Below are 23387 nucleotides of genomic sequence, written 5' to 3'. Positions count from 1 at the left end.
GGCGCGGCCTCAAGCGTGGCGTAGTATGCAGCTTTGACCTCGGCGGGCGGGACGTTGTCCGAAATGGCGAGATCAAACGGACGAAAGGAAGTGACTGTCCACGGTCACTTCCTCGGTTCGAACCTCGCGGACGATGACACCGAGACCACGCTCCTTCAGCAGCTGACATAGGAGTTCGCCGTCCACAAGATCGATGGCGGGCGCGCCATCGCGCGTCGCCTCACGCCGTGCGTCTGCCGTGAAACTGCCCGTCGTGATGATCAAGCCCTTGTCGGCACGGCCCTGCATGGCGCCCCGAAAATCTCGGACCATTGGAGATGAGACCGCTCCCGCGTAGCGCTTGCACTGGAACAGGACCTGGAACGAGATCAAGTTCATGCGAAGGACACCGACTCCGTCGATCCCGCCATCACCCGATTTCCCTGTGACCTCGACCTTCACGAAGCCGCTCTCACGCAAAAGCCGCTGGCAAAGTCGTTCGAAGGCGGAAGGGTCCATAGCCTTCAACGCTGCCAGCAACTGGTCCCGCCAGTCGGTCACTTCTTCCGTCGTGGTGCCGTCTTCGGACAACGCCTCGACGGGCGGCACCTCTTCCGCAGCACTCGCCTCGGCCGCTGCCTTCCGCCTTGCTTGGTACTCGCGCATAGCGTTTACAACGCGTTCACGAACGGCCCCTTCGCCGCCAGCAAGAGCGTTGCGCCCATCTTCCGTTAGAACCCAGACGCCGCGGCGTTCGTTGGCGAGCAGTCCTGCTTCTTTCAGGTAGCTCCGCGACCAGGCGATCTTGTTGGGAATGATCGGCGTGCCGCTCTTCTCGTGAGCGGCGGCTAAGTCCTCGTCCGTGAACGCGAATTCCTCGATCAGCTTCTGCTCGATCTCTTCGATCGAAGCCGACCCCCCGAGCCCGTCGAGGAGCCGGATGATCGGAAGGTAGAAATCGTCCTTCTTGAGCTGGTTGGCGATCATGCCCCGGTCTCGCCAGCTCGAACCTTCTCCCGCTTCCTTACGGACGCCGCACGCGGCACCATGGCGTAGGGTCGGATCAGGACCGAAGCCGGGATCTGAAGTTCGTCATGAAGCCGGTTCGCGACGGCCATGGTCAGCCCCCGCTTGCGGTTTAAGAACTCCGACAGGCGCGATTTCGAGCCAAACACCGGTGCGAGCTTTTCGCGCGAGATATGGCGATCAGCCATGACCACCTTGACGGCGTCGACAGCATCCGGTGCCTCGATCGGCCAAGCCTTCGCTTCATAGGCCTCGATCAGGGAGGACAACACGTCGAAGCGATCGGCCTCCTCGGTGCCCGGCTCGGGCTCACGGACAAAATACTGCTCCACCTCAGCCAAGGCCCAATCGTAATCGGCTTCGGTGCGGATCGGGCGGATGTCCATCATACAGTCTCCGGATTGATGCGGTCGTACTCGGCATGCGTCCCCACGAACTTCACCAGGACGCGGCGAAACCCGTAGGAGACGTGGACGATCAGGCGAAACTTGTTGCCGCCGATGTCAAAGATGACTCGGTTGTCAGCGACAAAATCGACGTTGGCTCCGAACTGCGCCTTGATCTCATTGGAGGTACTCCACTCAGCCTTATCGACGAGGGCGTACCAGGTTCGAAGCGGTGCCTCGGCTTGGGGATGGGTTTCCCAAAACTGTTTCAGCACTCGCTTCGAGAGAATTTGCACCTCGATCAAATAGCGCGTTCCACATTTGGGAACAAGGTGGTGATGGGTTTCAAATGGACTGGGAGGCAGAGTGCTCGCACCTTCGCGCGCCGAGAACCTACGCGGCGAGGAGGAGCGTTCGCGCTCACCTACCCTGCATCGGTCCGGTTCGATCGACCATCAGGACGGATCATCGTGGAGTTCACGAACGGGGCCACCTTCATGGCCCCGGCACGTCAGCTGCAAGCGGCGCTTCCCAGTAAGAAATCCGCGAACCCTGAACAGCCCCGGCGCGCAATATGGTGTGCCAGCCGATGCAAGCCTCATGCGTCCATTGCAGTTTCACGAATGTCTGACGACCGCCACCAACTCAGACCGCTACTCAACATTCCGAAGGTCGATCGGCTCCAGCTGCGGCAGAGGCTCCGTGATCCGAACCGTGCAGGCCTGCGGTCGACCGGACTGCCGACGGGCATCCGAGCAGCTTGTCAGAGTGGATGTGTTCTCGTTGTAGACGCGCAGCATGAAGTCGGTGACGGCCCGACCCCACGCGTGGTCATCTTCCATCAGCTGCAATCCGGCGTTCCATCGGCTCCACTGCCCGGTCGCAGCAGCCGCTAGATAGCTCCCGCCCGGCAGCGTCGTGGCAGCCAACGGATAGAGCAGGAAGCCAAACACGAGCGCGGTGGCCGCAGCGCCTCCGACCCACCATCGCTGGCGCTTGCGGCTGCGCACGCCCTTCGTCACCCTCTCCAGGTCGCGAGTGGCTGCTTCCATCGCCCCGACCGCCGCTCGCTGCGCCGCTCCCGACTGCTGAGCCTCTCGTGCGCTCGCTTGCGTGATGACGGCATCAAAGTGCTCGGGACCCTTGGCGAGCAGCGGCTGCCGGCTCAACGTGTCGATGTGTTTCCGCAACGCGCCGAGCTCGCGTCCCACATGGCCGAGATCCTCGCGCGGATCGGAGGCCTGGATGGCCTGGATCCGTCTCCCGATCTCCTGCAGCTCCTCCTGGCGCTGGACGCGGTCAGCCAGGATCGTGCGCGTCAGTACCTGAACCTCGTCGCAAAGGCGGCTGATCGTGTCCGTCAGCTTGCCGAAGGCCACTGCGGGATCGTCCAGGTCCTCGTCGCCTCGACCCGGACCCGGTCCCGTCCTGTCGTTCATGTCGCTTCCCCTCGCGCCCGTCCTTAAGTACCGATGCTGGTGCCCGTATCGATATGGCGGCTTCGCTCCAGCCCACGGTCCATCGCCGTCGTCAGGCTCGCCTCAGTCGCAGGCGCCCGGTCGAGGCCGATTTCCTTATGCCGCTCGCATAGGATCCGCCGCACGTCCGGATCGCGGTCGATCTCGGCCAGGAGCTCGTGCATCTGAGCCTTAGCCTGACGAGCCTCGGGCATCCGACTGCGACCCTCGCCGATCCCACGCAGCTCGACCTCCAATGCGCGCCAGGCACCGATGACGCGATCGGCGCGGATCGCCGGATCGGCCTGCGCCCGGCGCTCCCGACCGAGACCGTCCAGCAGCACCTCGACGCGCTCGCGCCCGCCCGTGCGCTTGATGGTCTGGCTCAAATCGGGATCGTGGCGCAGCGCGGACCGCAGAAGCGCGAGCGTCCCAGGCTCCGCCTGGTCGAGCGCCTCCGCGGCCGCCCCCATCTCGCGCGTCTGCATCAGGAGAACCGGAAGCCCCGCCGCCTCGTGCCGCTCGATCGAGACGCGCGCCTCGGCATAGCGATGGAGCGCTGCCCGCAGAAGCCCGCGATCCGCACTGATCTCCGGCAGGACGCTCATGCTCGCCAATGGGCTGGCGATGGCCTGAGGATGAGGGCCAAGGTCGGTGTTCTGACCCGTTCCCGGCCCGCGCGGTTCGGGATCGTGCCGCATTGGCTCCACGCGCAGCCGCAGCCCGTCGAAGCGCGTGTCGCGGCGGGGCCAATCATTCAGCGACAGCTCAGGCAAAGGCGAGATCGCCGCCTTGCGCGCCACGGCCGCATTCAGCGTCATCACGGGGTCCAGCGCCGGCACCAGTTGGATGGCGATCTCCGTTGGAATCTCGATCTCGCTCCGGAGGCCGAACAGGGCGGCGATGCCGCGCCGCTCGGCGAACGCCTCCACCGGATCGTAGTCCAGCGTGGTTTCCTTGGCGCCAGAGCGCGACAGGCGCGCTTCTAACCCCGCCATGGCCAGCGCCTCGCCGGTGAGCTCCGGCGATGGCCTATGGAGGATTTGAGAGAACTCAGCGGCATCGGCATGGAGCTCCACCCCGTCGCGGTGCCGGGTCAGGGCGACATAGCTCAGATGCCGATCCATCGTCGGCGACGCGAGCACATAGGCCCGGTCCACCGTCGCCCCTTGCGTCTTGTGGATCGTGGTGGCGTAGCCGTGATCAACGGCGCGGTAACCATCGTCGGTCACACTGACATGGCGCAGGCGGTCCCCCGCCTCCTTCTCCGGGCCGTCGAGCCGAACTTGTATCGCGTCCGGTTCGACGGCCTCTACCGTGCCCAGCATGCCGTTCTTCACCCCGAGCTCGCGGCTGTTCTCCCCGAACACGATGCGGTCGCCGGGTGCGAAGGCTCGTTCGCCTCCAACGGTCCCGTAGCGAAGCTCGTCGCGCAAACCCCCTTCCACCTGCAACGCGCCCCGGATCGCCTCGTTCAGCGCCCGCACGTCGACGCGCCGGTGCGCCATGGCGACTTGGGCATCGTCGGGATACGCCGCGCGGTCCCGCATGTAGCTCGCGACCACAGCCGCCTGCGCCGCGTCACGTCCCTCGCTGAACCGGACGTCGCCATGCTCGGCATAGGCTCGAAGCCCCTCCACCGTCCGGTGCGTGGCGAGCGCGACGGACGCCTCGCACTGCCACGGCTTTCGCTGGCGACGGATCTCCGACAGCTCGGCAGTGCCGATCGCCTCCGTTACCGCCCGGAACGGCGCTCCCGCCCCGATCGCCTGCAGCTGCTCGTGATCGCCCACCAGCACCAGCTTGGCGCCGCGCTCTTCCACTTCCGCGACGAACCGCGCCAGCTGGCGCGAGCCCACCATGCCCGCCTCGTCGATCACGAACACATCGTTCGCACCGAGCGTCCCCCGCTCGTTGCGCCAGCCCAAATCCCACGAGGCGAGCGTGCGCGACCGGATGCCGGCGCTCTCCTCCAGCCCCTCCGCCGCCTTTCCCGACATCGCCGCGCCATGGACGCGGTAGCCCTCTGCTTCCCACGCCTCGCGTGCCGCCGACAGCATGGTCGACTTGCCCGAGCCCGCAAACCCGATCACTGCCGCAGCGCGCTCCGGGCCCGTGATGTGTTCGACGGCCGCGACCTGCTCGGCCGACAGGCGCGCCGCCGAATTGCCGGACACCGTCCGCATGGCCTCGTCCTGCTTGGCGATCGCCTCCGCGACGAGCCTGGCCTTGACGCCGTGGTCGCTCACCCCTCCGAGCCGCTCGGCGGCGTCCGCCAGCTCCAGCTCGATCCGCACCATCTCCTGCGTCGAGTAGCGCTGCGCATGCTCGCCGAGGTCCTCGGACCCCGGACCGCTCAGCTCCACCAGCGCCGGCGAGGCCATCACCGCCGCAAAGGCGTTCTGGTACGCCGTGACGTCGTCGTTCAAGTAGCGGTGCAGCGTCCGTGCGATGTCGTGCCGATCGAACACGCTGCGCTCGTTCGTCAGCACCGCCAGGATCTGTTCGGGCTGGCGAGCGATCAGCTCGGCGTTGCGGATCGCGTCCTCGCGCCCGAGCCGCCCGCGCTCCACCTCGCCGCCCCGGCGATGGACGTTGGTCGCCCGGACGCCCATGTGAACCGTCGGCTCAATCTCCAGGCCACGCTCGGCATGCGAGCGATGGTCGATGCGCACCTCGATGCCGACACGGGCGAGCTCGGTATTGGCGATCTCTTCCCAGGTCCGGCGCAGGTCCACGAGCTGCGTCTGCGTCGAGGGCAACCCTTGCGGCAGGAGGTCCTTGTTGGCGAACTCCAGATAGGTCTTCGGCCCCAGCCCATCTGTCGTCACGGACCGCGTCGTCATCAGGACATGAGCATGATGATTGCGCACGTCGCCTTCGCGACCGGGCGCGTGGATTGCGAAGTCCACCGCCGCGCCGTAGCGATCCGCCAACTCTCGAGCGAAGGATCGCGCGACCCCGAGCCGCTCCTGCGCTGTCAGCTCGTGCGGTAGCGCCAGGACGAACTCCCGAGCGACACGGGCGTTGCAGCGCTTCTCGGCCGCTTCCGCCGCATTCCACAACGCCGAACGGTCCAGTGCCCACTTCGCATCGACACCATCGGGCAGCACGATCTCGCTGTGCACGACGCCCTCGCGGCGGCGGTAGTCGTGCGCGACGCCATCGCGAACATTCACCAGGAGCGTCGCCGATCGGTAGGCCGCAGACGCCACGGCGGAGCGTCCGGTGGAGCGGGAGACAACCGACATCTGGCAGTGGAAGATCGCCAAGGGTCGGGAACTCCTTCGGGACGAGGCAACAGGCAAACCGCCGATGCGGTGCGCGTCGGGTGATCAGGGATAGCGGATGTGCCTCCCTTCGCCAAGCTAGGGAACACGGTTCCCGTATCTGCGCCCTTGTCTTCGCTTCGCTCCGACGGTGTCGGCCCCTTGGATGGCCCGTCAGCACACAACCATCGGACGGGGTGCTGGCCAGGAAGTGGAAGTTGGCCTGGAAGGAAGACGGCAGATCCACGACGTTGACGATGGTCCGCCTGCCGGATTGGTGATCGCTGCAAGCCGAGGTATCTTGGGTTCAGACGTCTGCGCTCATTCGGATCGAATCAAAGAGAGCCGCTCATGCCTTTGACCGTCGCAGCGCTCGGCTTCATCGCGCTCCAGATCAATGCGGCGATCGACAATCGGGAACTCGAGGACATATCGATCGACACGGTGCGACGGGAGATCGAGGCGGGCACGATCCTCGCGTTCCTTCGACGCGGCATTCGGGACATGGATCTAACGCATCTCACCGCGGAGACCGAAGCTGAGCTTTTGGCGGAATGGCAGGAGATCGATGCAGCTGTGAACGCGGGACGCAAGTTCGGCGTCGAACATCGGGGCTTGACGCTTCTCGTGGCGTTCTTGATCGAGGGCATGCAGCGCCGCGCGCGTCGGGCCGCTTGAGATGGCATCCGAACCACTGGCCGTCCTGATCGACGCCGACAACGCCTCGCCCCGGATCATCACCGGACTGCTCGCCGAGGTCGCCAACTACGGCACAGCCCACGTCAAGCGCATCTATGGCGACTGGACCGGACCCAATCTCAAGGGTTGGAAGGAGTGCCTCCTCGAGCATTCCATCCAGCCGATCCAGCAGTTCGCCTACACCACCGGCAAGAACGCCACCGACGGCGCCATGATGATCGACGCCATGGACCTCCTCTACACCGGTCGCTTCACCGGCTTCTGCATCGTCTCTTCGGACAGCGACTTCGCCCGCCTCGCCGCTCGCATCCGAGAGCAGGGCCTAACCGTCTACGGCTTCGGTGAGCGCAAGACGCCGCGCCCCTTCATCACCGCCTGCGATAAGTTCGTCTATGTCGATGTGCTCGGCGTCCCGACCGCACAGGCGGTGCCGGAAGACCGTCAGGCGGAAGCAGTCCCGGCAGCGAAGCTCGGAAGCAGCGGGTCCATTCCTGCGCAAGTGGCTGCGGTTGCCGCCCCAGCGCCGGAGCGGAGCAAGCTTGATAAGGCCGCCCTCGCCATGATCACCAGGGCAGTCACCGCGGCGGCCGACGAGGACGGGCGCGCGCATCTCGGCCGCGTCGGGTCGCTCCTGATCAAGCAAGCCGCCGACTTCGATCCGCGCAACTACGGCTTCCCTCGCCTGATCGACCTCGCCCAAGCCTCCGGCATCCTCGACATCGAGCGCGAGGGCGACGGCAACAAGGTCGTCATGGTGCGCTTGAAGGAAGCGAAGGCGTGATCACCGGACGCCGCCTCGGCGGAAGGCGATCGGAACGGCAGACCCAGGACATGAGACCGCAGGAGATGAGCGTTGGCGCGTAAGACGATCGAACAAAGACTGGCCGAGATCGAAGCGCAGCGTGCCTCGCTGAAGGCGCGTCTTTCGACGCAGGAGCGCACCAACGACACCCGTCGCAAGGTGCTCCTCGGCGCTCTCGTCCTGCAGCGCCTGGAAGCCTCCAGCGATCCCGAGTTCACCCGTCGCCTCGGCGACTGGCTGCGTCGCGAGCTGCCGGCCTTCCTGACCCGAGAGAAGGACAAGGAGCTGTTTGCCGATCTCCTCGCCGCCCCCAAACGGGATGAGCCGAGTGACAGCTGAGCGCGGTCTTGCCGGAGGGGCTTCAATCGCGTCCGAAGGCGATCATTTGGTCCCCATGCCGCGCCTTTGGATCCTCTCCGATCTCCATCTGGAGACCGTCCCTCATCCGGACGCGTTCGCGCCGACGCCCCCCGATTTCGACATCCTGGTCTGCGCCGGCGACATCTGGCGCGCCGATCCCACGCGTGGGTTTCGCACTCTGCGGCGCCTCGCCGGGAAGAAGCCCGTGGTCTGCGTGCTCGGCAACCACGAGCACTGGAACAGCGTGCTGAACGAACAGCCGCCCGAAGCGCGCAAGGCCGCTAAGGCGTGCGGGGTCACCCTCCTGCAAGGGGACGCGGTGATGCTCCAGGGCTGCCGCTTCATCGGCACGACGTTGTGGACCGACTATGCGCTCGCAGGCGACACGGTGGAGCTGGATGACGAGACCGGCGAAGCCATCCAGGTCAAGACCGCGACCGGCACGGCCAAGCTGACAATCGGTGCCACGATCCGGCAGCACCAGATCGAGCTCGCGCGCCTCACCGAGCTGGTCGAAGCCCATACCGGACCCGAGCCGCTCGTCGTCGTGACGCATCACGCGCCCCATCTCGACTGCATTCGCACGGAGGACCACGGCACCTTCTTCGCCGGCAACGGCGCGTCGGACCTGTCCGCGCTTCTCGACACCGGACGGATCGATCTCTGGGTGCACGGGCATGTCCACCACAGCGTCGACATGCCCATGCCTAGCGGAACGGTCATCCGATGCAATCCTGCAGGGACGCGGTTCGGCAACATCGACTTCGACGACACCCTGGTCATGACGCCGCGTTGGGTACCCGACCCACGCCGCATTCGCGAACGCTTGGCGTCGGTGCTCGCGATGGCAGCGGCTGCGGGACCCTATGCCCCGACCACCTGGGAAGAGCAAAAGCGCTTCATGGACGAACTGTCCGGCTAGGACGACTGACATTCGGTGAGGCGATCGATCACCTCACCTTAGTCGGCTGATCCGCACCGGGCAGTTTTCCCTATGTCCTACGTCCGTTCATCAACCCGAACGGAACTGGCATGCCCAAGACACCGCACCGCTTCGACGCCACCCGCATCGCCCTCTTCTGCCACACGCGCTTGGCCGCTCATCTCGCGCCCGATGACCTCGTGCGCCTGCGCGCCTATCTTGAACTCTGCCTCGCCAAGGGGCAGTTCCCGCCCTACCGGGGCCATGCCGTCGACGCCGTGCTCCTATCCGAGCAAACCGGGATCGAGACACGGGCTCTGCGAACCGCCAGGCCCCACCTCCAGCCCCTATGCGACGCCCTGTGCCGGGCCCTGGCTGACCAGCCTCTACGGCAACCGGCGCCCGCTCGACCGAGGTTACGGCGGACACCGCGTCCCGCCCAAACCGACACTACCGACATTGGAGCCGCTCCGCGCAAGCCCGGCCCCAAGCCCCGCCCGATCGTCGCCCATCCCGAACCGCTCTGGAGCGAATGGACCGATCCCGCCGATCTCGCCTCGGCGCTGCGCCTTCATCTCGTCCGTCACGGCGAGAGCGTGGCCATGCTGGCGCGCGCGATCACCGCCGCAGGCACCCGCCTCGAGCGCCTGACCCTCGACAACTGGATCAAGGGGAAGGCTTCGCCGCGCTCCGTCGTCAGCTTACAGGCTCTCGACTGCATCGAGGACCGCTACAAGCTCCCCGAGGGCTCACTACGTGCCAAGCTGCCCCATCCCGCCCGGGCAGCAAGAGGCCACGCGCTCGCCGGTCTCCCCGCCTCGGAGCGCCGTCGCCTTGCCTGGCACCTGCCCGACGACTTCGCCCGGCGTACCGCCGCCGAGCAGGACGAGATCCTCGCATGGGTGCGCACCACCATCATCTCCGGCTCCACCGACTACCGCCGCTACCAGGCCGCCGCCCAGCGCCAGCGCTTCGCCGTGCGGTTCAAGGCGCTGAACGGAACGGGACGCTGGACCGGCACCCGCAAGACTAGAGCGCCCGCGCGGGAGGACGCGCCGCGCCCCGCCATCGACTTCGACGACGGCGAGGCCATCGTCAGCATGGTGGTGGACGCACCCGAGCGCCTTCAACGCGAGATGACCGAGCTTCTGCGCTTCAAGACCGCGACCCTAACCGCCTTTGGCCTGCGCCGCTCCGGTGTCTGGAATGCTGAGACCGCCTCGCAGAAGATCGAGCACTTCGGTCTCATGTTCGGGGCCCTCGTCGCCTCACCGGACGGCGAGATCCGCGGCCATGGGGCCGAGCTTGGATCCCTGTCCTTCGCACATCTGGTCTTTCCCCGCGTCTGGGACTGGTACCTATCCTGGCGGGAAGCCCGGCGTGGCTTCTACACCAAGTGGGAGGTCGACATGCTGGCACTCGGCTTGTCGCTCACCCAGAAGGAGACGGGCTGGCTGCGCCAGACCCCGCGTCTTGGCCAGCACCTCGTCCCGATCCCGGGCCTTGTCGACGAGGCCGACATCGCGAGCGCCCGCACCGACTGGAACGCGGCGTGCGACACCCTGCACGCCCACGGCCGCCACCGCACGCGCGAACTGAAGCGCGTCGCCCGCATCCACCGCGATCCCTTCGAGCCGATCCTACCCATCCTGGAAGCCAAGAGCCCGGTCGGGGAGTATCGCAGGATCACCGAGGAGATCGCCCGCCGCATGCCGGACGAACGAACCTATCCGAAGGCGACCGCCGAGGCCGCGCGCGCCTTCCTGCTTTTGCGCTTCGGCCTCCACACCGGTTTGCGGCAGAAAAACCTGCGCGAACTCCTGGTCTGCCCACGAGGCCGCATCCCGACCGCCGAGCGCGTTCTGGAAGAGCGCCGGCGGGGCGAGCTGCGCTGGAGCACGAGGGAGGGCGGGTGGGAGGTCCTGATCCCGGCGCTGGCGTTCAAGAACCACACCTCGTCTTTCTTCGGCTCCAAGCCCTTCCGTCTAATCCTACCTGACCTTGGCGGCCTCTATGACGCGATTGAGGCCTGGATCGACCGCCATCGGGCGCGCCTACTTGGTCCCGCCGAGGACCCCGGCACCTTCTTCATCAAGTCGGTAAAGCGATCGAGCGCCAACGCCGCCTATAACCAGACCACGTTCTTCGAAGCCTGGCGCCTCGCCATCCAGCGCTATGGCATCCACAACCCCTATACAGGTCGTGGCGTGATCGTCGGGCTCCTGCCGCATGGGCCGCACAACATCCGTGACGTGCTGGCGACGCACATCTTGAAGCAGACCGGCTCCTACGAGCAGGCGAGCTACGCGATCCAGGACACGCCGGAGATGGTGGCCCAGCACTACGGGCGCTTCTTGCCGCAGGACAAGGCGGAGATCGCAGCACGAGTGCTGAACCAGGTCTGGCAGGCGGCATAGCGGCAACGCCGGCTTCTCGATCGGCGGCAAGTGATTGACTAGCCAACGGCGCAGACAGTTCCCCAAGCGGAAGCCATCGCTAATTGCGAACGATAGACAGACCGATGGCGAACGCGTTGGAAGGCCGACGAAAGGCCTCAAACCGTTGGCACGATCCTTGCCCCGATCTCTCTCAAAAGCCTTCCACGCGCCGCAAAGCGGCTCGTGACCACAGATTCGACCGAAGGGAGTGAGGAGATGGTTTGGGTTTGGTTTTTGGATGACAGAAGTGTCACCCCTTGTCTCATGGGGTCATAGACCGCTTCGAAGGGACGGAACTCGGCTGTCGGCGTCTCGGCGAGCCACCGTGCCACCCCTTTCGCTTCCTCGTAGAACGGGGCGACCAGCGCCGTAAGCTTCACGGTGAGCCCAAGATGCAGGCCACGGCTGTTGCGCAGGATCTCCAGCTCGACATAGCCGAAGCGCACGAGGTCGATGAGGTAGCGCCGGATGGTGCGCGTCGAGCGCGACATGATGTTGCCTGCCGTGCCCTTGGTGATCGACGTCGTGCGGCCCTTGCCGCAGCGAGCCCGCAGCACCTGGAGGAAGGCCTTGGCGTTCGGCGTCAGGCGGTCGTCACGCGCAGCAGTGGTGGCCATCGGCTGAGCGTACTGACGGCTATCGTTGGGCGAGGGACGCTCGTGGCGCGGTCTGGCAATGGGCGGGCGACTTGCACCTCTCCTGCCCTGCCCACTGTCACAGGATGACACCTTGGCAGATACCGCGCCGATCGCGGCCGAGCGGCGCTGCGCCTCGGCGATCGAGATCAGTCCGGCACGCTGGTCACGCCAGATCGCTGCGCGCGCCGCAAAATCGGGATGCGGCGCTTCGAGCATACCCTGCATGAGGGCGAGCAGGTCCGTTCCGGCGTCAACGCCTCCCTCGAAGGCGCGCGTCGGCACAGGCACGCGTCGAGGCGTACGGGATCGTTCTTCCGTCATGGGCTCTTCCTTGCGCGAGGCAAAGCAAGGCCGTGGCGGGAAGCCGCGTTTTCATTTGACGATGAAGGCGAGGAGGCTTAAATCTGCGGGCAGCGACGCACACACAGATCAAGGCTCCGGCGGCTCCCGCTTCGGGGCCTTTTTCTATGCCTATGGCGTCTCCCGTGTGGTGAAGGTGTCCGTCATCACGCGGCGCTCTGGTCGAGCAACGAGAGATCGGACGGGATGATGGTGTGCGAGCGGGTCTTCGCGATCAGAACACGCAGAACTTCGGATCGGGATGCAGCGCCGAGCGTCGCCTTCAAGCGATCCAGCTCGGCGATCTCGCTTTCGTGAAGCACGGCTTCGACCGAGCGCACGCCAGCAGCTCGGCGACGCGCACGCATCTGCTCGACATGCTCGGAAGCTCTGGTGCGACTCATGGGGCGGTCCTCTGCTCGCTAACTAGCTAGGCGTACGCGAGTCCATTAAGGAATGCCACTGCGGTAGCGCACGAAGGCTACAGGCCCACGCAAGCCTTCGCAGGTGGTCTGCGCCTTCAAACCTACAGAGCCCTGAAGGTCAGGGCCTCTGAACTATCTTAGGTTCAAACCTTCAAAGGTTCACAGTATCGGGGGTGTGAAGGTGCAAACCTTTTCATTGATTTCGCAGAAGGGCGGCGCGGGAAAGTCCACTTTGGTCCGCCAGCTCTCTGTCCTGGCGGCCGAAGACGGTCCAGCCATCATTATCGATCGCGACCCACAGGGCACCAGCACGAAGTGGTGGCAGCGCCGGCAGGAGATCGATCCACCCCTAGAACGTCCAGACCTTCTTACCTTAGAAGGTTCAGACCTGCCGAGGGCGGTGTCTGCGCTGAAGAGCAAGGCGGGCGTGCTGTTCGTGGACACCCGGCCTGCGGTGACGGAGCCGGAGGCGGAAGCCGCACGCGTTGCCGACCTAGTGCTCGTCCCCATCCGCCCGTCGCCCGATGACATTGAGGCCGTGGGCGATACGCTGAGGATCCTGAAGCGTTTGGAGAAGCGGGCCGTTCTCATCGTGAACGCCGCTAGGAACGAAGCGAGAGCGACCGGAGCACGCGCTGCCTTGTCGCGCTATCCGATACCTGTCTGCCCATTCTACCTCACGGATCGGACGGCCTACCTTGATGCATCACTGGAGGGACGAGGTGTCGGTGAGATGAAAGGGCAGGGTGCCAAGGAAGCGACGATCGAGATCCGCAGGGTATGGGACTGGATCAAAACGGAGGCTGCGAGCCATGAGCACTAAGAAAGGTCGCACCCTTGCCGACATGATCGGCGGATTGGATGAAGACCTCGACACGAGCCCACCGGCGAGCCCACCCCCTGTCAATTCGGTGTCGGCATCGGCGTCCGCCGCGAAAATCGTCCCGATCAGCGTGCTCGTCTCGCCTGAGGACCGGAAGAGGCTTCGCCAGCTGAGCCTCGACACGGGTCTCTCCATTCAGAAGCTTGGACACGAGGCGTTCAATAAGATGCTGGAGGCTCGCGGCCTACCTCCGTTGGAAGCAGTGTCAGCGAACGTCCCAAGCGGGCGCTCAAGGCGGTAACAAATTTTCCCTTCGGCCCTCAGAAGGTACATAGGTTATCAACTACAAACCTTCTTATGGCAATAAGCAGCGATGGTTACGATCGGCGTCAGCAGGACCCCGATCGTCAGGTGGACGGACATCTGTCCGCTCATCGACGGTGTTAAACCCAAAAAATGGCTCCTTAGTCGCCAGCCTGATCGTGAGGTTCGATGTACGTTCCGCCGTGGACCATCCTTGCCGGCCTCGGCGCGTTGTCTCGCAGTGAACTCTGTGGGTATCTTGCCAGCTTCGAGGAGACGACCCTCCTCAATATCGCCGCGGACAGGGCGGCAGGCATCGCAGATCGCTTGACTAATCGCGAGCCAGGAGCCGAACGCGCTTTTCAGCGTGCTTTGGCAGAGCGGGCCGGGCAACTGGATCGTTCGGGGGCAAACGACGCTGCTCTTCGCTTGTGGTTGTGGGATCGCCTCGCGTCCGCCCTCGGCCTCGACCCATCCGTCCCGCTATCGACCCGCACGGCGAATGCCAGGTGCGCCTCGGTCGCCTTCGCGGCCGCCGCCGCGCTTCCGGGGCGAGACAACGTCGAGGGAAGGGAAGGGAAGTCGCGTGCGGTCGTTGCTTGGTCGCGCTTGACGGCGATCGTCTCGCGGGAGGCGCCGGACTTTAGCGCCGTCGTCGTCGCGCACGCCGAAGACATTGCGCGGGCGGTCGCCGCAGCCGCTCGGGCGGGAGACCTCGCAGACGACCGGAGGGAGGAGTTCGTTCGTCGGGTAAGGGACCGGATCGAGGCCCTGCCGTCCAAGGTCCGTACTCAGGCCATGGACGATGCCCTGAAGTCCGGTGACCGGGCACTCGTCGCCTTGATCGCGTCCGGCACCTCGCTTGTCGGGGCCGGGGTTGCCGTACAGGTCGCCGGGTTCGGCGCCTACATACTTGCCGCGCAAGCTTCGGCGGTCATACCGTTCGTCACCGGCCCCGCCCTCGTCTCGTTGCTGTTCGTCATCGCCAACCCGCTGTTCGCGGCACCCGCACTCCTGGGCGGCGCGTACGTGGCGGGGCGCTACGTGAAGGGTTCGGCGGCCAAGGCTCTCGCTTCCGCCATGACGTTGCAACTCGCCCTGAAGGGTGTCGAGGTCGGGAGGACGGGGCTTCAAACGGCGATCGACGGCTTCCGCGAGTTGACCGACGAGGAGTTGCCGTCTCTGTCGGGTGGACGTCGGAAGGAAGTGCTCTCGAAGCTAGCGAAGGTCCGCGCCCTCGTCGGCCCATCGCTGCCCCGGATGCCGGGAGAACCCGAAGGCAAGATGGCGCTTCCCGTCGCGCACGTCGAGGCGGGAGGCCTGTCACGGATCCTGTTTCAGCGAGACGAGAGCGCAGCGGATGCTGCGGTTGTCGGAGGCTTCACCGTCGGCGACGTCCTCTTCGACGCAGTTGCAATCGATCCGCTGGTCCTTTCGGCGGCCGACTTCTCACAAACGGAGGATCTGTCGGGAGTTCTCGGGTTCTCAGGCTTCGCCGACCGAGTGTCGGGAATGTCTGCGGACGCGGCGGCAGGAGCAGAGAGTAGCTTGCGCGGCTACGTCGCGGAGCAGGTGGTCGCCGCCTGCCTCGTAGAGCACGGGCACGTCGTCTCGTTCCCGTCCAGCTCCAACCATCCGGGCTCCGACCTGCTCGTCGATGGCGCCCCCTTTCAGGTCAAGTGCCTTACGGACCTTGGCGGACTTCGCCAGCATTTTGAGACCTACCCTGACATCCCAGTCATCGCGAATTCGGAACTGGCAGCTGCCCTTGCCGATGCGCCGGTGGAGTGGGCGGACAACGTGTTCTTCCTCGATGGTTTCAGTCGCGAGGTCGCGGACCTCATGACCCGGACGGCGCTGGATGCCGGCGCTTCACTCGAAGACCTTGACGTTCCAATTTTCGCTATCGCGGTGTCCGGTGCACGGAACCTGTTCGGATGGTGGTCGGGAAGGACGCCCCTCTCCGATCTTCCGTTCTCGATCGTCCTCGACGGCGCGGTTAAGGGAGGCCTTTCGGCGGTGGGCGGCATGTCAGGCAAGATCGCGGGTCTCCTGCTGTTCGGGCCAGCCGGGGCCCTAGTGCTCGGGGGTGTCGGCGGTGCCAGCGCGCTGCTCGGCTCCGCATGGGTCCGAGAACAAGCGACGAAAGCCCTCTCCGACGGTTGGGTGGAAGAGGTCGAAGGCTGCACCGACCGGCTCAAGAGCGCCATCGTGGCAACCATCGAACGCAAAATCCGCCTTCTAAACGAGAAGGAGGCCGCGATCGCTTCTCAGGAACATCCACAAGGCGGCTGGTTCTCAGCAAGACTCCAAGACGACGTCGTGGGCCTGGCGGAGCAGCTTTGGGAACTCGAAGCCGACACGGCCCGATCCTCGCAGCCGGGACGTGCGAGAGCCTGCCTTGCTGTGATGTCGGAAGCGGCGGTTCATCCGTCCGCCGTACAGGACGAACTCTCAATCCTCCTCAGCGTCTTGCGCGAGCAACCCAACCTGGCAAGGGCAGTATCCGACAAGGCGTCGTTGCTATGGACTACGTTGAGGACGCGGACGTCGGGCAGGTCGTGATCTCGGACAACGATAACGAAAAAGCTGATCGTTCCGGAGGCCCCAAGGTGGTCGAACAACGCGATTTGATTGTTGCTGCCGCACCTTCGCGCTGCTCCACCATCCTGTTAAAGTCCGAAACCACCGTTTCGAATCTCGATCTTGTCGGTGCGTCCGGCACCTCCACTCTACCGGATCACCGCCGGGAGATACTGAGCATCAAACGCGATTGATGGCTTGGCCTCGGCCGTGTCGAGCAGCGAACTGTCCACCATAGCGGCGGTAGCGTTCACCTTTTGGCTGATCCGCGTGTCCAATGCGAACCGGAAAGACGTGTCGAGAGAGCCGGCTGCTCATGACCAACAGAGCCATTCCCGAAACACCATTCTGGCTATCTCAAGCAGAAAATTCACCCTTCTCCTTGACCAGTAGGGCTGGTGAGGACATCTTGACATCGTCTGCGACACGATCATCGGGACCCACAACCCTCATCCCTAGCGGGCGAGGGGCGGCAACTTCGGACAAAGGACCTTTGGGTCCCATGTTTGTCACGCCTCGATAAGGTCCTTTCCACGAACGTGGCCGCCCGCCGCAACGCCGGTGTTCTGTCCTTGGGGAATGGAACAATTGGTACGCGGAGGGAGGGAGCGCACGGATCCTCGCGGTCCTTGGCACCTCGGAATGACCCGCAACAATCGCGGCCGAGGTATCGAAGATGCATTCTGGTCTTCGGTCGCATCGCCAAGGAACATGCACGTGATCAAGTCCAATGAAATTCATGTCCTGCCGCGCCCCGTCGAGGCCCTTCCAGAATACGCCTCATCGTCCGCACGCAACACGCTGGCCGGTAGGCTCGTCGAGGCCTTCGGCCTGACCGAGCGCTCGGCGCGGGCCATCGCTAACGCCGTCGTGGATCCCTCTGCCGTCCGCAGGAGTCTTGGTGGCGATCAGTCCTCGCCGAACGCCGAACGCATCGCGGTCCCGGGCGGTACGCTACTTGGCCTGCGCACCACCGTCTGGTCGCGCCGCGTTATGCCCGACCCGCGCAACCCGCGCACGCTGCCCTCCCGCCGGCATCCCTTCGCAGTCGATCCCGGTACGGGCGCCGAGGACTCCAAGTTCCGACCCGTACCGGAGCCCCGGTCCCCGCAAGACGCCTCGCCGACCGCCGCCGAGTTGGTCGTCGACATCGAGAGCCGCCACCACCTGAACTGGGCGTCGCAGCACGTCGCCGGCTATGTCTCCTACCATAACGACTGGTCCGACTCGATCCGGCACCAGGGCGTCATGGAGGCGGTCTGGGTTGTGCCGACCACCTACCGTCATACCGACGGGTCCGACCCAGCGACGGCGCTCACTACAGCGGAGGGCTCGTCCCGCATCACAGCGGTTCACGCGATCCTTGGCGAGCGCTCCGCAGACGTTCCCTACGAGGATGCAGGTCCCAAGTTCCGCGGGCGGATCAAGAAGCTGAACGATGCGCTGCTGTTGGGACCGAACCAGGACGACATCGTAGCTCTGCGCTGCGAGCGGGTCCCAGCCTTGGTGATCGTCGGGTTCGAGCCCTACGAGAAGAGCGCCACCGCATTCCCAACCGCGCTGAAGTCGCTCGTCGCGCTCCGGCACGTCGATCCGCCCACGCCGTGGGGGGAGGGGCCCGAGAACGAGGCGCTAGCCGACGAGGTGCTTGACGAACTGGCCCGGCGCTCACTGATCTCGGAGACTGAGGCCGCCTATTACGCCGGCTCTTGCACCAAGGCTGAAGCCAAGGCAGCGCACCTGTCGGATGACCCGGCAGTGCGCGCGGCGGCTATCGTTGGCCTGCTGACTAACCCTGACCCGCGCTTCCGCGAGGCCGTCAGGATAGCGGTGACCAGCCAGTCGACCCGGAAGCGCATCAACCAGCGCCTGCTCAACGACCTTGCCACCGCCTTGGCGCTGCGGGCTGTCGCTGGCGAGCCGACCAAGGTCGATCAGGCTCGGCGTTATATGCGTCACGCCTTCGGCAAGTCGGTCCATGGTGGCCAGTGGGTGGCCACGACGCGGACCACTGAACAGTTGGTGCAGGACGCAATGGCCGAGGTTCGCGCCTCGATCGCGGCGGGCACGGTCGACGAGCCCGGGAAGTCGTCTCTAGAGCTTGCCGTGCGCGCCGCATTCCCGTTGGTGGTAGACGGACGGCTCAACGCCGACCGAGGAACCTCCGGCAACGACCAGCCCGACCGCCGCACACCCGGCGAGGTCCTGGACGCTATGCGGCAGTCGCCGCAGGGAATCCATCAGCTCGGGCAGGCGCTGCGCGATTACGCGCAGGGCCTACCGATCCGGGCCGTGGACGAAGACGGTGCTCTCCGGCACCTCGAAGGCGGTGAGGGCGAGATGGCGCTCAACGACGTCTTCCTCCGGGGCGAGTTCCCACCTCCCGGCAAGTCGAAGGCCCGCCGTCCGGGCGACACCGCGATCGACCGCTATGATAACGCGGTCGGCGAATTCGCCGACGCGGTCGCCAAGATGAATCAGGCCTTCGACGCCCTGGGGCGCGTGGAAGCCGACGACGGGCGTGCCATGGTAGACGTCAAGGGCGTCGATCAGCGGGCTTGCAGCGCCTGGCGCGGGATCCTGTCGAACATCGACGAGGAGCTTGTTGTCTGGTCGCGCACGCATAAACGCGTCAACGGTACCGCTGCGGCGACGGTTACCGAACGGCGCGAGGCCATTGCGGGGGTCGATGTCCAAGACAACGACCCGACAGCCGGTTGGGAAAGCGACGAGGACGAGGCCGCCTGAGAGCAACTTCGAGAAATAAAGCGAGGGCCGGCCGGGTTTCCCGGGCCGGCCCGTCGTCGTATGCCTCTTACGTCGCGTCTGCATTCGTGGATTCCATTTGAGGGTCTTTTTTGATCCAAAGCTGGTAGAGCCCGGTGGATCAAATCAGCACGCGCTCGACCTCGTCGAGCGTCACCGCGTCCGAGCGGCGGTCGTAGAGCTGCGTGGTCCGGGTCGACGAGTGGTTCGCCATCGCCGCCGCCTTCTCGATCGTGCCCCCGTTCTTCAGGTACGCCGTGATGCCGGTAGCCCGGAACGTATGGTTGCCGATCCGGGTGTCGATGCCGGCAGCCTGGGCGCGGCGCTGGATCATCGCATAGGCGTTGGCCTGGGGCAGGGGGGTGCGCGTCAGCTGCCCCGTGCCCCGCCCGATCGTGCGAAACAGCGGACCCTTCCGGTCCTCCTCGATCCCGGTCCCCTCCATATAAGCATGAAGGTAGCTTTCCAGATTGTGGTGGCAGGGCATCTCGTGCCGCTTGCCGCCTTTCTCATGCAGGCGCACCCACAGGCGCCGGTTCTGCACGTAGACGTCCTCGACCCGCATGCCGAGGGCTGCCCCGATCCGGGCGAATGAGTAGACCATCAGCCCGATCAGCGCCCGGTCGCGCAGGCCGACCGGCGTCGCAACGTCGATCGCGTCCAGGAGCTGACGCGCCTCGTGGGGATCCAACACCGGCGTCTTGCCCCGTTTCACGCTATGCGAGGGGCCGCGCACGGACGCCGCCGGGTTCACGGGTACGATCTGGCCGACCACCAGCCAGTCGAACAACATGCGAATGGCGGCGAGGCGCTGTTTGGCGGTCGGCGCCGATCGCGCCCGGGTCAGCTCCTCGACATAGCCGGCGACGTGTAGCGGCTGAACGGCGGCGATCGAGGCGACGCCGTGCGCCTCGCACCAGACAAGGAACTCACCCACGGCCCGTCCATAGGCGCGCCGGGTGTTGGAGTTGCGGATGTGCGAGGCGAAGAACTCGAGGAAGCGAATGGACGCGCGCTCGCCAGCCCTAGCGACGACACGCGGAACGTTGGACGACGAGAGGGCGGTCAGCTGGCTCATGGCGCCGACAGAAGCCCCTTGATGGTGGGGGCCGCCGTTTGAACGAGCGAGGCCGCACCATAGGCCTTCAGGAGCCAGTCGCCGGTCTCATAAGCCGTCTTGGTCTTCTCCAGCTTCGCATAAACCGACTTGATGACAGCTCCAACCTTCGCCAGCACCGCGGCGGCGTCCGGATTGCGGTTGACATCAAGGTCCTGGCGCTCGAGCAGCATGTAGGCCGCGATCACCTCCCTGAGCGAGGCAAGCGTGTAGCCCCAACCGAGCCACCGAAACCGCTCGAGGCGGAACAGGAGGTGGCCAAGCCCCTCGATCAGAGCTTGCCGGATAAAATCGTTCTCGGCCAGCTGATGCTCGCGCAGCCACGCCATCAGCTCGGTGATCTGCCCGATTAGCTCCTCGCGTTCGTCGTCCGAGAGCCTGCGATAGGAGACCTGCTGACGAACGAGGCCGGACAGACCCTTGAGCGGCTGCAGGTTGCGAGCGCTCAGCTTGTCGGCGCCGGACTGCGACCAGTGGTTTTGGAAAGAGCCTGGCGCGAAGGCCAAGGCGATATCGTTGAGGTGCCCGACCATCTCCTCGCGATAGTCGTCGTCGAGGGGAAGGTCCTGGACGATCCCCTTCAGCGCATGCAGCCGATCCATGATCGTTGCCAGGATGCGGTAGAACTCTTGGCTCCACGGCTCGACATCGAACTTGGCGGCCAGGTGTCGATCACCTGTGAGGTTGCGATCGCCGCTAACGAGTGCGGTCAGCAGATCAGCCATTTCGCGGGCGGGGTCGGTAAGGGGTGGAAGAGGCTCGGCCATCGGCGGTTCCAGCGTCTGATAAAGGACATTATCATATATAAAATCGCAACATGCTCGGAACGATACATAGCCGATTTACGCCTACACGAACCGCTGCCGCTCATTCCGCGGCAGCGGTTCGTGCATGGGCGCGTGGCGGACATTCGACACTGCAAGTTTGGACGGCCGCTATCGGAGAGGCGCCGAACGAAGACTTACCCAGACTCGACGAGACCTGGTTGAACCTGGACCGCACCATCCAGTTGAAGAGGTGAAGGCGGCATTGCCTTACTGGAAGATCAAGCCAGTGTATCTATGCTCTGCCGAGAGCTGAACTGAACTGAAACGTGAGATCACTTCGCTGCATGGCTTCGTCTTTTCAACTCTGATGTTGGCAAGACCTTTAGGGAAAACAGTAGCTTGTCAACGACCTCAATGGCGCCTCGAACTTCGCTCGGAAATCCTTCAGGAGTGCCTCCGTGAGAGAGGGGATTGAGCAGGATCGTCGTATACATACGTACCGATTCAATGATCGATGCGTAGTGCTTTTCGGTGTCCCGTGCTTCGATGCATTCAAGGAATTTTGATGCCGGAAGGAAGGCGGGCGGCGCGACATATGGCACCATGACGTCCTTTACGGCGCAGAATTCCCTGAGCGCGAACTCGGTCGCGAGCCTTGCAGCGTTTCCAGCCGCGTGCAGATGGCCATCTTTGAGAAATTGCCTCGCCGTGGTCAGCGCCTGCGCGGCCACGCTGGAATCCACGTTAGTAGCTAGGGGGGCGAAGTTGTGATCTCGCGGCTGGTGAAGCTGCCAGTAGGCCCAGAACTTGTCCGCCTTTCCGACCCGCTGATATTGGCGCGCGATGTCGAACCAGACTCGATCGTGGGTGAGGACAATCACTTGCCAATCTCGGAACTCTTCAGCCAGAACATCTAGCAATGGAATGCGATTGGCCTGGTCTAGCCCAATCAACACGTCATCCAGCACCATGATGCGCGGCATGTCATTTACGGCCTGACGCTCTGCCAACTTTCGACCCGCAAAGTAAATGGCGAGCGCCAACGCAGATAGGCGGGCTTCATTCAGAAAGTATTGCGGATATTCGACTGGGGCGTCGTGGAATGTAATCTCCGGAATGACTTCGCAGTCGTCGTATCCCCTTCCATCTTTTGAGGCGGAGTTGTTATACGCGATCCGTTTGGGCCTAAGTGCTCTGACACGGATATCTGTGTGCCCGAGCTGATCGAGAATGGGATCGACCAGGGGCAGGATGGCTGTAAGCGCTTCGGTTAAGCCATCGTTGAACATTCGGCTATCAGCATTTATTTGCGCTAGCTGAGCGTCGCGGATTTGTCCGCGCTCCAGCATGTCTGTGAGCCGACGCCAAACCTCGCCGAGCCGATCGCCTCCGACGAGCGGATAGTCACGAAGTAGGCTGTCGACGCAGATGTCGAACAGATTGATCTCATCGCCATGGTCGTGATTAGTCGCGAGTAGAGACTGGTAACTTAGGATCGCCTTCGTCCACGCGGCGTTGACGATCCTCGGATCGGCGGGACCGGGTTGCGTTTCGATAGGGTGAGATGCGGCCGACCAAACCGCCGCGTCGTTTCCGTCGTCATAGGTGACGCTCACAGTTCCGTGGCCACGCTTGTCCTCAGGGGTGAAGCGGTTCGCTTGATCACGGAGCGCGCCCGCCAGTTCTGCCTTGGACATGCCGTATGCGAACAGACCGTCCAGCGCATGGAAGATCGTCGACTTGCCGACGCCGTTCTCGCCGTAGAGGAACAGGTTTTGGCCATCGAGGTCGATCGCCACGGGTGTCGGCCCAGGAAAAGCACGGAAGTCGTTGATCTCTATTCTCTTGATGCGCGGTCTCCGCGCCGGCGCGGTGGCCGCGGCTGCACGTTTCTTAGCCATTCCCCCTCCAACAGTTTCGGCTACGACCGACCTTCAATGATCCGGACCACGTCGAGGGTCTGGAGATCCGAGAGCATGATCCGCAAGGGCTGGCCGGGCGGAAGGTGGGCTTTGGTAAAGGCTTCAGCGGCTTCGGTGAGCGCGTCCCCTTCCAAAGTGCTCAACCGGCCGAGCCCGGCTTGGCCTGCCGCTTCGAACAGCGTCAGGCCGCGCGCGTGGAGGTCTTGCGGGAAATAGAGCTCGTAGACCAAGCCATTCACGAGCTGTTCAAGGGCGGGGTTCGTCTTCATCGTCAGGACGCCGACCAGGAGATCGATCGCATCCTTCTGATGATCTTTTGCGCGAGCGATGGGCACGTGCTGCATGACTTCAGAGAACGCGCGGAGA

General features: G+C 64.5%; 21 protein-coding genes. 10 read left to right on the top strand and 11 right to left on the bottom strand.

Annotation, left to right across the window (positions count from 1 at the left end; translation table 11 throughout):
• Positions 1 to 72: 72 nt before the first annotated feature.
• From O5O54_RS21140 to traA, 5 genes are all read right to left on the bottom strand, one after another.
• On the bottom strand, positions 73 to 966 hold the full coding sequence (locus O5O54_RS21140) for a restriction endonuclease (RefSeq protein WP_279483841.1): 894 nt from the start codon (positions 964 to 966) through the stop codon (positions 73 to 75).
• Complete coding sequence (locus O5O54_RS21135; protein WP_279483840.1) at positions 963 to 1394, bottom strand: XRE family transcriptional regulator; 432 nt, start codon at positions 1392 to 1394, stop codon at positions 963 to 965. Before O5O54_RS21135 ends, O5O54_RS21140 begins: the two co-directional genes overlap by 4 nt.
• Positions 1391 to 1687 carry a type II toxin-antitoxin system HigB family toxin gene (locus O5O54_RS21130; protein ID WP_279483844.1) on the bottom strand — a complete coding sequence of 99 codons (297 nt, stop codon included), beginning with the start codon at positions 1685 to 1687 and terminating at the stop codon, positions 1391 to 1393. The genes O5O54_RS21135 and O5O54_RS21130 overlap by 4 nt, the downstream gene beginning before the upstream one ends.
• Before the next feature lie 357 nt (positions 1688 to 2044).
• The gene (locus O5O54_RS21125) at positions 2045 to 2830 is read right to left on the bottom strand and encodes a DUF6118 family protein (protein ID WP_279483839.1); all 786 of its coding nucleotides are present in this window, start codon (positions 2828 to 2830) and stop codon (positions 2045 to 2047) included.
• A 23-nt stretch (positions 2831 to 2853) separates the two neighbouring features.
• Positions 2854 to 6120: a Ti-type conjugative transfer relaxase TraA gene (gene traA, locus O5O54_RS21120; RefSeq protein ID WP_279483838.1), complete on the bottom strand. Its 3267-nt coding sequence runs from the start codon at positions 6118 to 6120 to the stop codon at positions 2854 to 2856.
• Positions 6121 to 6468: 348 nt separating this feature from the next.
• On the opposite strand from traA, the gene O5O54_RS21115 reads away from it, so the two are divergent.
• From O5O54_RS21115 to O5O54_RS21095, 5 genes are all read left to right on the top strand, one after another.
• The gene (locus O5O54_RS21115; RefSeq protein ID WP_279483837.1) at positions 6469 to 6795 is read left to right on the top strand and encodes a hypothetical protein; all 327 of its coding nucleotides are present in this window, start codon (positions 6469 to 6471) and stop codon (positions 6793 to 6795) included.
• 1 nt (position 6796) lies between these two features.
• The gene (locus O5O54_RS21110; RefSeq protein WP_279483836.1) at positions 6797 to 7597 is read left to right on the top strand and encodes an NYN domain-containing protein; all 801 of its coding nucleotides are present in this window, start codon (positions 6797 to 6799) and stop codon (positions 7595 to 7597) included.
• Between the two features lie 72 nt (positions 7598 to 7669).
• Positions 7670 to 7957 (top strand): mobilization protein, encoded by a 288-nt coding sequence (locus O5O54_RS21105; protein ID WP_279483835.1) that lies wholly within the window; start codon positions 7670 to 7672, stop codon positions 7955 to 7957.
• Positions 7958 to 8012: 55 nt separating this feature from the next.
• The gene (locus O5O54_RS21100; protein ID WP_279483834.1) at positions 8013 to 8900 is read left to right on the top strand and encodes a metallophosphoesterase; all 888 of its coding nucleotides are present in this window, start codon (positions 8013 to 8015) and stop codon (positions 8898 to 8900) included.
• Between the two features lie 110 nt (positions 8901 to 9010).
• Positions 9011 to 11317 carry a hypothetical protein gene (locus O5O54_RS21095; protein ID WP_279483833.1) on the top strand — a complete coding sequence of 769 codons (2307 nt, stop codon included), beginning with the start codon at positions 9011 to 9013 and terminating at the stop codon, positions 11315 to 11317.
• Positions 11318 to 11454: 137 nt separating this feature from the next.
• Here the strand turns inward: O5O54_RS21095 and O5O54_RS21090 are convergent, their stop codons facing one another.
• Together O5O54_RS21090 and O5O54_RS21085 are read right to left on the bottom strand one after the other, a co-directional pair.
• A complete protein-coding gene (locus O5O54_RS21090; protein WP_279483832.1) occupies positions 11455 to 12297 on the bottom strand; it encodes a helix-turn-helix domain-containing protein in 843 nt (280 codons plus the stop codon).
• A gap of 185 nt (positions 12298 to 12482) precedes the next feature.
• Complete coding sequence (locus tag O5O54_RS21085; RefSeq protein ID WP_279483830.1) at positions 12483 to 12719, bottom strand: ribbon-helix-helix protein, CopG family; 237 nt, start codon at positions 12717 to 12719, stop codon at positions 12483 to 12485.
• A 196-nt stretch (positions 12720 to 12915) separates the two neighbouring features.
• Between O5O54_RS21085 and O5O54_RS21080 the strand changes: the two genes are divergently transcribed.
• The 5 genes from O5O54_RS21080 (at position 12916) to O5O54_RS21065 (ending at position 19197) form a co-directional block, all read left to right on the top strand.
• Positions 12916 to 13563 carry a plasmid partitioning-family protein gene (locus O5O54_RS21080; protein WP_279483829.1) on the top strand — a complete coding sequence of 216 codons (648 nt, stop codon included), beginning with the start codon at positions 12916 to 12918 and terminating at the stop codon, positions 13561 to 13563.
• Positions 13553 to 13864: a ribbon-helix-helix domain-containing protein gene (locus tag O5O54_RS22495; RefSeq protein ID WP_407061746.1), complete on the top strand. Its 312-nt coding sequence runs from the start codon at positions 13553 to 13555 to the stop codon at positions 13862 to 13864. The genes O5O54_RS21080 and O5O54_RS22495 overlap by 11 nt, the downstream gene beginning before the upstream one ends.
• A gap of 191 nt (positions 13865 to 14055) precedes the next feature.
• Positions 14056 to 16431 (top strand): hypothetical protein, encoded by a 2376-nt coding sequence (locus O5O54_RS21075; RefSeq protein WP_279483828.1) that lies wholly within the window; start codon positions 14056 to 14058, stop codon positions 16429 to 16431.
• Positions 16392 to 16643 (top strand): hypothetical protein, encoded by a 252-nt coding sequence (locus O5O54_RS21070; protein ID WP_279483827.1) that lies wholly within the window; start codon positions 16392 to 16394, stop codon positions 16641 to 16643. The genes O5O54_RS21075 and O5O54_RS21070 overlap by 40 nt, the downstream gene beginning before the upstream one ends.
• A gap of 523 nt (positions 16644 to 17166) precedes the next feature.
• The gene (locus tag O5O54_RS21065) at positions 17167 to 19197 is read left to right on the top strand and encodes a hypothetical protein (protein ID WP_279483826.1); all 2031 of its coding nucleotides are present in this window, start codon (positions 17167 to 17169) and stop codon (positions 19195 to 19197) included.
• Between the two features lie 139 nt (positions 19198 to 19336).
• Here the strand turns inward: O5O54_RS21065 and O5O54_RS21060 are convergent, their stop codons facing one another.
• The 4 genes from O5O54_RS21060 to O5O54_RS21045 form a co-directional block, all read right to left on the bottom strand.
• Positions 19337 to 20293, bottom strand: coding sequence for a tyrosine-type recombinase/integrase (locus O5O54_RS21060; protein WP_279483824.1), 957 nt, complete (start codon positions 20291 to 20293; stop codon positions 19337 to 19339).
• Entirely contained in the window at positions 20290 to 21099 is an 810-nt protein-coding gene (locus O5O54_RS21055; RefSeq protein ID WP_279483823.1) for a hypothetical protein, read from the bottom strand. Before O5O54_RS21055 ends, O5O54_RS21060 begins: the two co-directional genes overlap by 4 nt.
• Before the next feature lie 332 nt (positions 21100 to 21431).
• Complete coding sequence (locus O5O54_RS21050; RefSeq protein WP_279483822.1) at positions 21432 to 23000, bottom strand: AAA family ATPase; 1569 nt, start codon at positions 22998 to 23000, stop codon at positions 21432 to 21434.
• Positions 23001 to 23020: 20 nt separating this feature from the next.
• Positions 23021 to 23387 (bottom strand): hypothetical protein (locus tag O5O54_RS21045; RefSeq protein WP_279483821.1); only part of this gene is annotated, 367 nt, incomplete at its 5' end.

Source organism: Aureimonas sp. SK2 (genome assembly GCF_029813115.1).
GTDB lineage: Bacteria > Pseudomonadota > Alphaproteobacteria > Rhizobiales > Rhizobiaceae > Aureimonas.
This window is presented reverse-complemented; position numbering and strand designations above follow the sequence as displayed.